This is a genomic window from Gottfriedia endophytica, from assembly GCF_017814275.1.
Lineage (GTDB): Bacteria > Bacillota > Bacilli > Bacillales > Bacillaceae_G > Gottfriedia > Gottfriedia endophytica.
In genome coordinates, this window is record NZ_JAGIYQ010000010.1 from 73,783 (window position 1) to 88,366 (window position 14,584).

The 14,584-nt window shown below is 34.8% G+C and carries 14 protein-coding genes and 1 other annotated feature; of the genes, 10 read left to right on the forward strand and 4 right to left on the reverse strand.

Going from position 1 to position 14,584, the window contains the following annotated elements; all coding sequences use genetic code 11:
* Positions 1-245 precede the first annotated feature (245 nt).
* From J5Y03_RS14335 to J5Y03_RS14345, 3 genes are all read right to left on the reverse strand, one after another.
* Complete coding sequence (locus J5Y03_RS14335) at positions 246-680, reverse strand: hypothetical protein (RefSeq protein WP_209406676.1); 435 nt, start codon at positions 678-680, stop codon at positions 246-248.
* A gap of 412 nt (positions 681-1,092) precedes the next feature.
* Positions 1,093-1,665, reverse strand: a complete 573-nt coding sequence (locus J5Y03_RS14340; protein WP_209406677.1) for a class I SAM-dependent methyltransferase — start codon at positions 1,663-1,665, stop codon at positions 1,093-1,095.
* A complete protein-coding gene (locus J5Y03_RS14345; RefSeq protein ID WP_209406678.1) occupies positions 1,655-2,623 on the reverse strand; it encodes a TIGR01212 family radical SAM protein in 969 nt (322 codons plus the stop codon). The genes J5Y03_RS14340 and J5Y03_RS14345 overlap by 11 nt, the downstream gene beginning before the upstream one ends.
* Positions 2,624-2,822: 199 nt before the next feature.
* Here J5Y03_RS14345 and J5Y03_RS14350 point away from each other — a divergent pair, with 199 nt between their 5' ends.
* Together J5Y03_RS14350 and J5Y03_RS14355 are read left to right on the forward strand one after the other, a co-directional pair.
* A complete protein-coding gene (locus tag J5Y03_RS14350; RefSeq protein ID WP_209406679.1) occupies positions 2,823-3,086 on the forward strand; it encodes a DUF2524 family protein in 264 nt (87 codons plus the stop codon).
* A gap of 59 nt (positions 3,087-3,145) precedes the next feature.
* Positions 3,146-3,292, forward strand: a complete 147-nt coding sequence (locus J5Y03_RS14355; protein WP_209406680.1) for a glycogen biosynthesis protein GlgD — start codon at positions 3,146-3,148, stop codon at positions 3,290-3,292.
* A 50-nt stretch (positions 3,293-3,342) separates the two neighbouring features.
* Here the strand turns inward: J5Y03_RS14355 and pdxR are convergent, their stop codons facing one another.
* Positions 3,343-4,728, reverse strand: coding sequence for a MocR-like pyridoxine biosynthesis transcription factor PdxR (pdxR, locus tag J5Y03_RS14360; protein WP_209406681.1), 1,386 nt, complete (start codon positions 4,726-4,728; stop codon positions 3,343-3,345).
* A 128-nt stretch (positions 4,729-4,856) separates the two neighbouring features.
* Between pdxR and J5Y03_RS14365 the strand changes: the two genes are divergently transcribed.
* The 8 genes from J5Y03_RS14365 (at position 4,857) to J5Y03_RS14400 (ending at position 14,540) form a co-directional block, all read left to right on the forward strand.
* Positions 4,857-5,786, forward strand: a complete 930-nt coding sequence (locus tag J5Y03_RS14365) for a DMT family transporter (RefSeq protein WP_209406682.1) — start codon at positions 4,857-4,859, stop codon at positions 5,784-5,786.
* 213 nt (positions 5,787-5,999) lie between these two features.
* On the forward strand, positions 6,000-7,202 hold the full coding sequence (locus tag J5Y03_RS14370) for an MDR family MFS transporter (protein WP_209406683.1): 1,203 nt from the start codon (positions 6,000-6,002) through the stop codon (positions 7,200-7,202).
* Positions 7,203-7,750: 548 nt separating this feature from the next.
* Positions 7,751-7,968, forward strand: a binding site (T-box leader).
* A gap of 74 nt (positions 7,969-8,042) precedes the next feature.
* Positions 8,043-10,460: a leucine--tRNA ligase gene (gene leuS, locus J5Y03_RS14375; RefSeq protein WP_209406684.1), complete on the forward strand. Its 2,418-nt coding sequence runs from the start codon at positions 8,043-8,045 to the stop codon at positions 10,458-10,460.
* A 431-nt stretch (positions 10,461-10,891) separates the two neighbouring features.
* Positions 10,892-11,188, forward strand: coding sequence for a rhodanese-like domain-containing protein (locus J5Y03_RS14380; RefSeq protein WP_209406685.1), 297 nt, complete (start codon positions 10,892-10,894; stop codon positions 11,186-11,188).
* A gap of 219 nt (positions 11,189-11,407) precedes the next feature.
* A complete protein-coding gene (locus J5Y03_RS14385; RefSeq protein ID WP_209406686.1) occupies positions 11,408-12,289 on the forward strand; it encodes a phosphate ABC transporter substrate-binding protein PstS family protein in 882 nt (293 codons plus the stop codon).
* A 100-nt stretch (positions 12,290-12,389) separates the two neighbouring features.
* Positions 12,390-13,283: a phosphate ABC transporter permease subunit PstC gene (gene pstC / locus J5Y03_RS14390; RefSeq protein ID WP_209406687.1), complete on the forward strand. Its 894-nt coding sequence runs from the start codon at positions 12,390-12,392 to the stop codon at positions 13,281-13,283.
* Complete coding sequence (gene pstA, locus J5Y03_RS14395) at positions 13,280-14,194, forward strand: phosphate ABC transporter permease PstA (protein WP_209406688.1); 915 nt, start codon at positions 13,280-13,282, stop codon at positions 14,192-14,194. Before pstC ends, pstA begins: the two co-directional genes overlap by 4 nt.
* A 130-nt stretch (positions 14,195-14,324) precedes the next feature.
* Complete coding sequence (locus J5Y03_RS14400; RefSeq protein ID WP_209406689.1) at positions 14,325-14,540, forward strand: DUF2553 family protein; 216 nt, start codon at positions 14,325-14,327, stop codon at positions 14,538-14,540.
* Positions 14,541-14,584 lie beyond the last annotated feature (44 nt).

Consider the following 14,584-nt stretch of genomic DNA (forward strand, 5'->3'; position numbering starts at 1 on the left):
TTTAATTCCTTCTCTATTCTAGTATTCTATTTTTATGAAGGATAGAACTTTATTGAAATGAACACAAAGTAAAATATAGTAGCTTATTTTTAGGAGAAAAATTAATGAATCTGTTAATTATTTTCTTTTGTAAAGTCTAACGGTAAGTGAACGAAATTGCTGTGAGATATAATACTACAAAAATAAATTAATAATAATAAAACGCACGATGGATATATTTTGTTCCCATCACACGTTTTAGATTATTATTCAACTTCATTAGTCACTTGTATTTCCTTTGTAATGTTATATTGAAGATTTTTCATCTCTTTATGGAATTGTCTCGGCGTTACATTGTATTTTATTTTTAATTCTCTAAAGGATACTTGGTTCATCTTGTCTTGTAGAATTTTATTAATCGGTTGATTTGTCAGTTTAGATATAGCTGCACCGTTTACTAAACTGTTTACTTGGTTATCTTGTTGTTTTAGGAGATTGTTTAATTTTGCTTCTGGTTCTTTTAAATAATTCGATAGGTAATGAACGACTTCTTCCTTATGTAAGTTTAAAAATTGGTGATACTTTTTTTGGTAAGGATATTGGTGATGTGGATTGTACCGGGAGTAATCAATCACATCTGCATAGGAGATGAAAGGAACGAGTAAAAAAATAAGTATGCTAAAAGTTAAGATTTTTTTCATTATTTTTTCCTCCAATACAGTTATTTCATGAGGAATAGTGTTTACATTATTAAGTGAAATATGTAAATAGCTTTTTAAAGGAACAATAGGGAATTGATAAACCGTTTGTTTAAGAAATTCTGTTTTTGTGGAACTCCTTTTTTAAAGATTGTTGCTTTTAGGTTTTGTATTTTAAAAGACAGAAGTTGATTGGAACGGAAGGGTGAAGGGCTTCTGTGGGAGATGCGGGAAGGCTGAGACCCCACAGGAGCGTTTGCGACGAGGAGGCTCTGCTCACGCCCCTTGGAAAGCGAGCATCCCTACGTTCCAATCAACTTACGCATACTGAAATAGCAACAATATATACGAAAACAACTAAATTAAAAAAGTAGGCACATTTTCATTGCCTACTTTTTTGTGTCAAATTTAATTATTATCTTTTTTCAATTGCCACAATAAACGGTGGATTGTTTGCTTGATTGATGAATCGATAGCATAAAACATGTGCAGTATCTTGTGGCATGTTTTTAACAAATTCCATTAGTGCATCACGCTCGATTTCGCCACCTTCATGTCCATGATAGATGACTACAACTAATATGCCTTCTGGTGCCATCATGTCATGAATTTGTTCGATGGCTGAAATAGTTGATTGTGGTACAGTGACAATTTCTTTATCACCGCCAGGTAAATAACCTAAATTAAATATGGCACCTTTAATTTTTCCATGATTCGATTGAGGGACGGTCTCTTTTACTTTTTCATGACTTTGTTGAAATAAAGTAACCCGCTTCTGTAATGAAGCTTTTTCAAGACGTTCTGCTGTATTTCGAATGGCCTGATCTTGTACATCGTATCCATATACATGGCCTGTTTCGCCAACTAATTCGGCTAAGAAGGTTGTGTCGTGTCCGTTACCTACTGTTGCATCAATGACGATGTCTCCTTCTTGTACTGCTAGATGTAACAATTTTCTTGCGTAAGGTAAGATGCGATCAAGCTTCATTTGTTAGAACCTGCTTTTCTGCATATTTTCCTTGCCAGCTATTACGTCGTTCGAATTCACGGTCAATACTATTTAATACTTCCCATTTATTTAAGCTCCACATTGGTCCAACCAATAAATCTGCCGGGCCATCACCTGTAATACGGTGAACAATCACATTACTTGGTATGATCTCTAATTGATCAACAACCAGCTTAATATAATTTTCAAATTGCATGAATTCTAATAGTCCTTTTTCGTATTGCTTCATCATAGCTGTACCTTTTAATAAATGCAGCAGATGAATTTTTATCCCTTGAATATCTAGCTTTGCTACTTCACGAGCAGTTTCCATCATCATTTCAGGGGTCTCTAAAGGTAGTCCATTAATAATATGCGAACAAACACGAATACCATGTTTGCGAAGTTTTTTAACACCTTCTACATAAGTTGGATAGTCATGGGCACGATTAATAATGTTTGCTGTCTTTTCATGGACAGTTTGTAGCCCTAGTTCTACCCATAAATAAGTGCGTTTATTTAACTCGGCTAAATAGTCTACTACATCATCTGGAAGACAATCAGGACGTGTTGCAATGGATAGTCCTACGACACCTTCTTGTTCAAGAATTGGTTCGAATTTTTGTTTTAGAACTTCTACAGGAGCATGTGTATTAGTATAAGCTTGGAAATAACCTAAATACTTTCCACTTTGCCATTTCTTATGCATTTTATCTTTTATTTTATGAAATTGAGTAACAACATCTTCCGCACGATCTCCGGCAAAATCACCTGAACCTGAAGCGCTACAAAATGTACAGCCACCAAATGCTACCGTACCATCACGGTTTGGGCAGTCAAATCCTGCATCAATCGAAACTTTAAACACTTTGTCACCAAAATGTTGGCGTAAGTGATAATTCCACGAATGATACCGTTTATGATCCAAAGAATATGGAAAAGGATTATTTTGTCTCATTTCTGATCTCTCCCTAATAAGTCACTAATGTCGATTTTATCATTGAATGAATGTAATGCAAAATGGAAAAACATTTCTTTTTTGTCAGTAACTTTTAGTAGGTGAAAGTTCTAACTTTGGTAAAACTACATGTAAGGTACCATACATAAGTGGTGTCTTATTAAAAAATGTCTGATGAAAGTTATAAGGAGGCATTTCCATGACAGATCGTGTTTTTGGGCAAGAACAAATCCAACAAGCTAAAAAAGCGATGGAGTATGCAGTTGAACAACTTGAAGTAGGAATGCGTCAAGAACACTATAATGATATCGAATACTCAGACGCACAGATGAAGCTTGAACAAGCAATTCGTGGTCTTACTCAAGTAGAACATTTAGCAAATAGAGAAAACCGTGATGAGTTTTCGCGTTTACGAATTCAAATGGAGCAATTAAAAAATCAAATGGTAGTCACGCCACATTAAGAGGTACTACGATGAATGAAAGCATAAAGGAATATTTATTTTTAAGGAGGAACCAAGCTATGGCAACAAAATCAAATAGCAATAATCCAGAGCAAAAAACACAAAATGCAAAAATTACTGAGTTCTCTAGTGAGCTAAGTCCGGTAGGTGCAGTAAAGCAAAAAAATGCAAAAAAAGGTCAACCGCAAAGATCAAAACAAGGCTAATTGATGTATCAAAAAAGAGTGAACATTGTGTTCACTCTTTTACTTTTTATTTAAAACCATGCTTTTGCTAATAATTGAATTGCTTTAAGTATTTCTTCCTCAGATAAAATTGCAAAGCCCAGTAACACAGTTTTGTCATCACTCATTCCATATGCTGAGACAGGGTATACTCTTATGCTACATTTTGCAGCCTGTTCAATGAGCTCTTTTTCTGACATACCATTATTTGGACGTACTAATAGATGTAACCCAGAATCTTGACCAATGATTTCAACGAATTCTGGAAAATGTATTGAAATGGCAGATACAAGAGCATCTCTTTTTTTACGATAGATTACGCGCATTTTCTGGATATGTCTTTCCCAATAACCTTCTTGTAAAAATTTCTTTATAATGTCTTGATCGATTCGTGAAACTGTATGTGGATAAAAGAAACAATCTCTTTGATACACTTGAATGAGTGATTTTGGAAGAACCATATAACTAATACGCAAGGATGGTAGAAGAGCTTTTGAAAATGTGCTCATATAAATTACTTTTTCATTAGGGTCTAACCCTTGTAAAGCTGGAATTGGTTTACCTGAGTAGCGAAATTCACTATCATAATCATCTTCTATTATATATCGCTCTTCTTTTGCTTCTGCCCAATTTAAAAGTTGCATCCTTCTTGAGATAGGCATAATCATCCCATTTGGAAATTGATGAGATGGTGTAACAAAAGTGATATTCACCTTACTCATCTCTAAGTGGGAGATGATCATCCCATCTTTATCAAGTGGAATCATCTCTACCTGTTCGGATCCTTTTTCGAACAACATCAGTTTTCGGTGATATCCAGGGTCTTCCACAGCAAATGTACTCTCTGGCAAAATTTGAAATAAAATTTTTAGTAAATTTGGTGTGCCGGATCCAATTATTATTTGACTTGGGGAGCATCTAACTCCGCGTGATTCATATAAATATTTCGCAATTGCCTGACGTAACGCCAATTCACCTTGGGGATGTCCAAGTCTGAGTACCTCTTTATTCTCCCTCTGAAGTACTTCACTTGCTAATTTACGATATAAATCAATAGGAAATGAATCCTCATCCACACCTGTGTGAGAAAAATCAAACATATAATTTCGTTTAATGTGAGGTTTCTCTTTGACATTTTGGATACTCCTACTAATGTCAAAACCGTTTTGTTCCAATTCACTCACAAAGAATCCTTTGCGAGGGAGTGAGTCGATGTAACCTTCTGCAACGAGTTGACCGTAAGCTGCTTCAATTGTATTCTGACTGATTTGAAGATACTGTGATAGCTTTCTTTTCGAAGGTAACTTTGTTTTAGGAGTTAAATTTCCTGATGCAATTTCTTGTTTAATATAATGATATAACTGTACATATAATGGCTCTTCACTATGAATATCAAGATTAGGTGTTAACTCTAACATATCAACTGACCTCATTAATTTTTAGTAAACTGACGCTTATAATAGTGTCAGAATGAAATTATAATACCACTATGTTATTCATTACTTTTATAAAAATCAATAGTTGAATTAGTATAGGGGGATTCATCATGAAGACATCACGTTATCTTGGCCTACTAATGATTATTAGTGGTGCAACACTTTGGGGACTGTCAGGGCCTATGATTCAATGGTTGTTTAGTCATTCAGATTTAACATCCATTAATTTTTTAATCGTTCGATTAATTTCAGCGGGGTCAATTATTTTAGGATATCTTTTTTTCGCAAAGAAAAAGATTTTTATGGTTTGGAAGGATCCAAGAGATTGGATTCAAATTGTTATTTTTGCTGTTATTGGAATGCTTGGTGCTCAGTACGCTTTTATTGAAACCATTAACGTGAGTAATGCAGTTACTGCAACCTTATTTCAATTCTTCGGACCAGTATTGATTACTATCTATGTAGCTATTCAAAATAAAAAACTGCCGTCTACAGTACAAATTCTAGCCGTTTGTACAGCTCTAATTGGTCTCTTCTTTCTAATAACAAATGGTTCAATTGAAAATATTGTGTTATCTAACAGAGCTATTTTCCTCGGTGTTCTTACGATGCTTGGTTTTACATTCTATACGCTTCATCCTGCTTCTCTTATCAAAAAGTGGGGTACTTTAATGATTGTCGGCTGGGGGATGTTTATTGGTGGAATCGTTTTATTGATATTTAATCAGAATTTTAGTGTACAACTTTTACCAAATACTTTAACAAACTATATTTTCTTTATTATGATTCTAGCTATTGCCATTGGAACGATTTCTTTTCTACTTTATATCGGTAGTTTAAAATATCTGTCCCCTACAGAAACAAGTATTTTATCTAGCATTGAACCGTTTGTTGCTGGAATCGTTTCTATGACATGGTTAAACGAATCGTTTGGAGTTTATCAAATGGTTGGAGGTGCTTTTATTATTACTGCTGTTATCTTCTTAACAATGCCGAAGAAGAGAGAGAAGTTAAATGAAAAGATAAAAATGGTATCGTAAGAAAGGGAATTAGGGTAATTGTGACATGATAGGATAATGCGAAAAAGTCATCCTACATTATTCTTCTTTGAGTATCCCCCGCTCGGAATAATTAGAAAAATCGGAAATTATTCCTATAAAAAAATATTTACTTAAAGTAGGTTGAAACCAAGTTCATTCTAAAATACAATTTAATAGGTTGATTAGAGATGCAGGTGAGAGAGGGGGAACGGCATGCCTAAAAAACTATGGTTCTTAATAATTGGTATGATCATAAACGTAACAGGAAATTCATTTCTATGGCCGTTCAACACAATATACATTCATAAGTACCTAGGTAAATCGATGACAGTTGTTGGGATAGTCTTGATGTTAAATTCATTAGCAGGTGTATTTGGTAATATGTTAGGTGGCTGGTTATTTGACAAGATTGGTGGATACCGTTCAATTTTAACTGGAATCGTCATTGCATTTTGCGCTATTTCTGGTCTAGTTGTGAATCATACATGGATTTTTTATACAACATTTTTTGTACTATTAGGATTTGGGATAGGAATTGTTTTTCCTTCTATGTATGCAATGGTTGGAGCGGCTTGGCCTGAAGGTGGTCGAAAAGCATTCAATGCACTTTATGTTGCACAAAATTTAGGAGTTGCAATCGGTACAGCACTTGGTGGGCTTGTAGCTAATTTTAATATTAATTATATCTTTTCAGCAAATTTACTTTTATATGTCTTTTTCTTCTTGATTGCTGTTTTCGGATTTAAAAATATGCAAACTACACAGGAAGTGGATCGTAAAGTAAAGGAAGAAAAGAAAACAAAAGGAAAATTTGTATTAACACCTTCTTTAAAAGCATTATTAATGGTTTGCTTAGCATATATTCTATGTTGGTTATCATATGTTCAATGGCAAACAACGATTGCAGCAGAAATGGATACTCTACATATAAGTATAGACAAATATAGTTGGTTATGGACGGTAAATGGAGTATTAATTGTACTTGCTCAACCAGTTGTATCAACATTTATTCGTAAGTATGTGAGTAGTTTAAAGAAACAAATGATTTATGGGATTGGTTTCTTTATTTTTTCAGTAGTGGTTGTTAGCTTTGCAAAAGACTTTTCTATTTTTATGACAGGGATGGTTATTTTAACAATTGGTGAAATGTTTGTGTGGCCAGCAGTACCAACGATTGCAAATATGCTAGCTCCGAAAGATCGAATTGGAATGTATCAAGGAATTGTAAATAGTGCATCAACAGTTGGTAGAATGCTAGGTCCTATTCTTGGAGGAGCAATTGTTGATACATTAAACATAAATATACTGTACATTGTGTTAATAGGATTATTATTTATTGCAATCATTTTTACTTTTTTATATGAAAAATTAGCAAAAAAACATGCAAGCATGCATAGTGATACAATTGCTTCATAAGTAGTAAAAAATCTCTAATCAATTGATGGTTAGAGATTTTTTTATGCTCGTTAATATCACAGATTTACTTCCATTTCTCCTTAAAAATCAGTAACAATTTACCCTTTTAATTACTATAGTCGCTATTCTAAAGATTGATTTTTTTAAAGGCTACCCTAAAATAACATCTTAAAAGACAAGCATTATAGAGTGAATTTCTTATTTTCAAGGGCCATGGTGCGAATATTATTAGCATGGATGTCTTTTTTCTAAAAGATTGTTGCATTTGAGATTTTTAATTTTAAAGACAGAAGTTGATAACAACGGAAGGTGCGAGACTCCTGTGGGAATAGCGGGAAGGCTGAGACCCCGCAGGAGCGATAGCGACGAGGAGGCTCAGCTCACGCCCCAAGGAAAGGGAGCAACCTGGAGTTGTTATCAACTTACGCATTCTAAAATAGCAACAATGTATATGAAACAGCCTTTCTTAAAGGTTAATATAAAAAAATGTTCATTGTATAATTGACCTTTTTGAATGGGTATAATATATTATAAATAATATAAAAATTTGATCGGCTATGATTGGGAATAGTAACAAAAATGAAGAGGTTTAGAGAGTTGACGGCTGGTGAAAGTCAATCCATTCATTTTGTGAACTCGCCCGTAAGCTACATTTTTGAACAGCTTATGCTCAGTAGAGAATGTCGTACTCCACGTTACGGAAACAAGTGAATGTATTAATTACATTAATTTGGGTGGTACCGCGGGAAATCCTCTCGTCCCTTTATTGGGATGAGAGGATTTTTTTGTTTACCAAAAAGCAAATTCAGAGTCTAGCCGATCACCAAAGGAGGAGTTTTCATGAGTTTTAATCACCAAAGTATTGAAAAGAAATGGCAAAAACATTGGTTAGAAAACAAAACGTTTAAAACAACAGATGATGCAAATAAACCAAAATTTTATGCGTTAGATATGTTCCCTTATCCATCTGGTGCAGGTCTACATGTAGGGCATCCAGAAGGTTACACTGCAACTGACATTCTTTCACGTATGAAGCGTATGCAAGGTTATAATGTACTTCACCCAATGGGATGGGATGCATTTGGATTACCTGCTGAACAGTATGCATTAGACACTGGAAATGACCCAGCTGAATTCACTGAAAAAAACATTAACACATTCCGTAATCAAATCCAGGCATTAGGATTCTCATACGATTGGGATCGAGAAGTGAATACAACATCTCCAGATTACTATAAATGGACACAATGGATTTTCTTAAAAATGTACGAAAAAGGCTTAGCATTTATTGATGAAATTCCAGTTAACTGGTGTCCAGCACTTGGAACAGTTTTAGCAAATGAAGAAGTAATTGACGGAAAAAGTGAGCGTGGTGGACACCCTGTTGAGCGCCGTCCGATGAGACAATGGATTTTAAAAATCACAGCTTATGCGGATCGTCTATTAGAAGATCTAGAAGAACTTGATTGGCCTGAAAGCTTAAAAGAAATGCAACGAAACTGGATTGGACGTTCAGAAGGTGCAGAAGTGTATTTCAAAGTTGATGGAGTAGATGAAAAAATTACCGTATTTACAACTCGTCCTGATACATTATTCGGTGCAACTTATTTAGTACTAGCACCTGAGCACGACTTAGTTTCTAAAATCACAACAACTGAACAAAAAGAAGCAGTTGAAAGTTATATTGACTCAATTAAATCGAAAAGTGATCTAGAGCGTACTGATCTAGCGAAAGACAAAACTGGAGTATTCACAGGAGCTTATGCAGTTAGCCCTGTAAATGGCGAAAAACTTCCAATTTGGATTGCTGATTATGTATTAGCTAGCTATGGAACTGGAGCTATTATGGCAGTACCAGCTCATGACGAACGTGATCATGAATTCGCGGTGAAATTCCAATTACCAATCGTAGAAGTAGTTGCGGGTGGAGACGTACAAAAAGCACCTTATACAGAAGATGGAAAACATGTTAATTCAGCATTTTTAAATGGCTTAAATAAAGAAGAAGCTATGACAAAAATGATTGAATGGCTTGAAGTATCTAAAGCTGGTGAGAAAAAAGTAACATATCGTCTACGTGATTGGTTGTTCTCTCGTCAACGTTACTGGGGTGAACCAATTCCTGTTATTCATTGGGAAGATGGTACATCATCAGCTGTTCCTTACGAAGAACTTCCATTAGTACTTCCAAAAACAGAAGATATTCGTCCATCTGGAACAGGTGAATCACCACTAGCAAACATTGCAGACTGGGTAAATGTTGTTGATCCAGTTACAGGTAAAAAAGGACTTCGTGAAACAAATACAATGCCACAATGGGGCGGTAGCTGTTGGTACTACTTACGTTATATTGATCCACATAATGCTGATGCGCTTGCAGATGCAGAAAAATTAAAACAATGGTTACCTGTTGATATTTATATTGGTGGAGCTGAGCACGCTGTTCTTCACTTACTATATGCTCGTTTCTGGCACAAATTCCTTTATGATTTAGGTGTTGTTCCAACTAAAGAACCTTTCCAAAAATTATTTAACCAAGGAATGATTTTAGGTTCAAACAACGAAAAAATGTCTAAATCAAAAGGAAATGTTGTTAACCCTGATGATATCGTAGCAAGCCACGGTGCAGATACTCTACGTCTATATGAAATGTTCATGGGACCTTTAGATGCATCAATTGCATGGTCAGAAAATGGTCTTGATGGATCTCGTCGTTTCTTAGATCGCGTTTGGCGTTTACTTGTAACTGATAATGGTGAGCTTTCTTCTAAAATAGAAGAAGGAATAACTGTTAAAGGTCTTGAAAAGACATATCACCAAACAGTGAAGAAAGTTACTGAAGACTTTGAAGGATTACGCTTTAACACTGCCATTTCACAAATGATGGTCTTCATTAATGAAGCTTATAAAGCAGAACAATTACCAAAAGATATGGTAGAAGGATTTGTGAAATTATTAGCTCCTGTTGCACCACATATCGGTGAAGAACTATGGTCTCTACTTGGTCACGCTGATTCAATCACTTATGCATCATGGCCAGCATTTGACGAAGCTAAGCTTGTTGAAGATGAAGTAGAAATCGTTGTTCAAATTAACGGAAAAGTAAAAGCAAAATTAAAAGTTGCGAAAACTGCTTCACGTGAACAAATGGAAGAAATCGCATTAGCAGATGAAGCCGTTAAAGAACAAGTAGAAGGTAAAACAGTTCGCAAAATTATTGCCGTACCTGGAAAACTTGTTAATATTGTAGCAAACTAATTGGTTGAAGGATCTCAAGAGTGTTATTCGCTTTTGAGATCTTTTTTTTGTTATCATTGCAAATCATATGTAGCTGTTTTATGATTTGGTTTAGGAATGTTATTTGGTGTAACATATACATGGAATGTGCTTTAAAGAGTAATATTATTTTGGCTCTTTTCTAAAAGATTGTTGCTATTAAAACGATATTGTTAAAGGAAACTGTTGATTAAGAAGTTGATTGGAGCGGAAGGTGCGAGACTCCTGTGGGAGCAGCGGGACAGGTGAGACCCCGCAGGAGCGATAGCGACGAGGAGGCTCACCGCCCGCCCCAAGGAAAGCGAGTATTTCTTTCGCTTCAATCAACTTATCGCATTCTTATTTAGCAACAAAATTTAGGAAACTGCCATTATTTTATAATTAGTTAATACATTTAAAAGGAGTGTATATTAATGAAAGAAATTTCTACTGAAGAGTTACAACAAAAAATTGAAGCTGGTGAAACATTATTTTTAGTTGATGTTCGTGAAGATGATGAAGTAGCAGCAGGCATTATCCCAGAAGCAGTTCATATCCGTATGGGAGACATCCCAAGTAAACTAGACTTCTTCTCAGAAGATAATGAATATATTTTCATTTGTCGTTCAGGTGGCAGAAGTGGGAATGTATGTGAATACTTATCCGAGCAGGGCTTCAATGTAACCAATGTTGTAGGCGGTATGTTAGCTTGGGAAGGCGAAACGAAGTAAGGAACAAGGAAACAAGGAATTAAGGAAGTAAAAAAAGCCAATTCTTTTGAGGTTATCAAAAGAATTGGCTTTTTTTGTTTTAAATACATATTTTTTCAAGAGTTAAACAAAATAGTAATAGCTGGTAACAAGTTTATTTGCTTAGGTTTATTGTTACTTATAAACCTATTGTTAATAAATGATCAAATCAAAATATAAACATATTCAAGGAGGAAAAACATGAAACGTGGTTTGAAATTATCTGTTGCAGCATTATTACTAACAGGAGTTATGACTGGATGTAATATGAAAGGGACGAATAAGAAACCGGCTCCTACTGCTAAATTGACTGGTACGATTAGTGCTGCTGGATCTACAGCATTACAGCCACTTGCTGATGAAGCAGCTAAGGAATTTATGACAACATATCCACAAGTTTCAATTACAATCCAAGGTGGGGGAAGCGGTACAGGTGTAAACCAAGTATCTTCTGGTGCAGTACAAATTGGTAATTCAGATGTTCCAGCTGCTGAAAAATTAACAAATCCATCACTAGCAAAAGGCTTAGTTGAAACAAAAGTTGCAGGTATTGGTTATTCTATTATTACGAACAAAGATGTTGGTGTAGATTCTCTTACTCAATTACAGATTCAGAATATTTTTTCTGGAAAAACTACAAATTGGAAAGATCTAGGCGGAAAAAATGAAAAAATAAATGTCATTAACCGACCAGCTTCTTCTGGAACACGTACAGCATTTGAAAAAACAATTATGAAGAATGTAAAGATTAATGATAGCGTCGGAACAGTTCAAGATTCGAACGGAGCGGTTGAACAAGCAATCAATAGTACTCCTGGTTCAATATCATATTTAGCAAATTCTTATTTAGCTGGTGGTAAAAAGACTACATTAAAAACAGTAAAAATAAATGGTAAAGATTCTACTGTTGCGAATATTACTGCCGGAAATTATCCTTTCTATTCTTATGAATATATGATCACTAAAGGGGCTGCAAAATCTCCTGTTAAAGAATATGTTGATTATGTAAAAGGAGATTCATTCTCTAAGAAAGTAGAAGAAATGGGTTATATTCCAATTTCTAAAATGAAGGGTTTAAAATAATATCATTTCGTACGTGAATAGAATTATGATGAATTGGAATTTTAATGAGAGTTGGTTTTTACCAACTCTCATCATTCTATTTAGACATTAGAGGTTTATTATGGAATATAAAAAAAGAAATTTCTTTCTAATTGAATATCTAGGACGATCACTTGTGACCTTATGTGGATTACTTATGGTTGTCATTACAATTGCTATTATCGTATTCATTGTGAGCAAAGGCATTCAATCGTTTACTCAAAATCATATTTCTTTATTTGATATGTTATTTTCTAAAAATTGGAGTCCTAATAATCCTACAAATCCAAGCTTTGGAGCCGTTATTTTTATAGTTGGTTCAATACTTGTATCTGTGGGTGCTGTCATAATCGCTGCACCAATTGCTATATCCTTAGCTGTGTTTATGAATTATATTTCGCCAAAATTTGGTGATAAAATTTTAAAGCCAGTTTTGGAAGTTTTGGTAGGAATTCCATCAGTGGTATATGGTTTTTTAGGTGTTACACTCCTTATCCCTCTCATCAGAAATACGGTTGGTGGAGTTGGATTCAGTTTATGTGCAGGTATCATCGTTCTAAGTATTATGATTTTACCTACTATTGCAAGTATTGCTTCGGATGCAGTAAGAGCAGTTCCAAAAGATTATTTAGAAGCTTCGTATGGATTAGGCTCAACAAGATGGCAAGCAATTAGATTAGCTATTGTTCCGGCAGCTAAAACAAACATTTTAACAGCTATTGTATTAGGGCTAGCAAGAGCATTTGGTGAAGCACTTGCCGTACAAATGGTAATTGGAAATACAGTGAAAATACCAAAAGGTCTCTTTGATCAAACTGTTACACTTACAGGAATATTAACGATGGATATGGCTAATACAATGAATGGAACTGCTTGGAATAATGCATTATGGACTCTTGCGATGATATTACTGTTAATCTCGTTTCTCTTTATTCTCGTTATTCGATTAATTGGTAGGGGAGGTAAACGAGCATGAATGCAAAAACGACGGATAAAGTTTGGACAGGGGTCTTTTATATTATTGCATCGTTGGTTGTTCTCCTACTTTTATTTTTATTGGTTGTTATTCTCTATAAAGGGTGGAAGTTTTGGGATGTAAACTTTCTCATAGGAGCTTCTAGTGATACTCAGGCAGGTGGGGGGATCGGAGCTCAACTTTTCAACTCTTTTTATATTTTAATCCTAACATTAATTATTTCTGTTCCAATTGGATTAGGTGCAGGAATCTATTTGGCGGAATATGCAAAATCCGGGCGTTTTTTAGAATTTTTGAGATTATGTATTGAAACATTAGCTTCATTACCTTCAATTGTTGTTGGGTTATTTGGTTTATTAGTCTTTGTTACGATGACAGGATGGGGCTATACATTAATTGGCGGTGCTTTAGCCATTACAATCTTAAATTTACCAAGTCTAACAAGGGTATGTGAAACCGCCTTATTAGATGTCCCTAAAATTAGCAAAGAAGGAAGTCTTGGTTTAGGTGCTACGAAATGGCAAACAATTGTTAAAATCAGTATTCCATCTGCCATTCCACAGTTAATAACAGGAGTCATTTTAGCAGCTGGAAGAATATTTGGTGAAGCAGCGGCTCTAATTTATACAGCAGGACTTGCAACACCATTTTTAAACGGATCAGCACCAATAAATACTCCACTAAATCCATTCAATATTTTTAGGCCAGCGGAAACATTAGCCGTTCATATTTGGAAATTGAATTCTGAAGGAATCGTTCCTGATGCACAAGCAATCGCATCGAAATCTGCAGCAGTTTTAATTGTGATGGTTTTAGTATTTAATTTATGTGCAAGACTGTTTGCTAAGTATCTACATAGACGGTTTACAGGTACAAAAAGAAAATCAAAATTTATTAAACGCCCACTATAATTTGTAGATTTGGAAACTTCCTTTTCCTTCTGAGGATGCATCAACTTTACATTTATTTTGTGATACTCTTTCCTTTTTGAACATATAATAAATCATTAAACCTTTTGAATTTTGAAAGGAGGGGGTTGATGTGCCAAAATTATTGAAAGTTGATATCACTGATAAGATTATTGGGAAATTTAAGGAAGGCTATTTAGAACTATATTCATCAAAATTTCGAATTGGTAAGTTGCATTTAAAGGATAGTACGAATCAATATGAATTGTCAGAAGGATACGTACATGAAAATGGGCGTTTATATTTAATCGTTAACCTGCAAAGAGAACAGATTAATGTCCATTCGTAACTGATGGTCGAAATTGTAAGAAAGCTAGATGAACGGATGTGAGA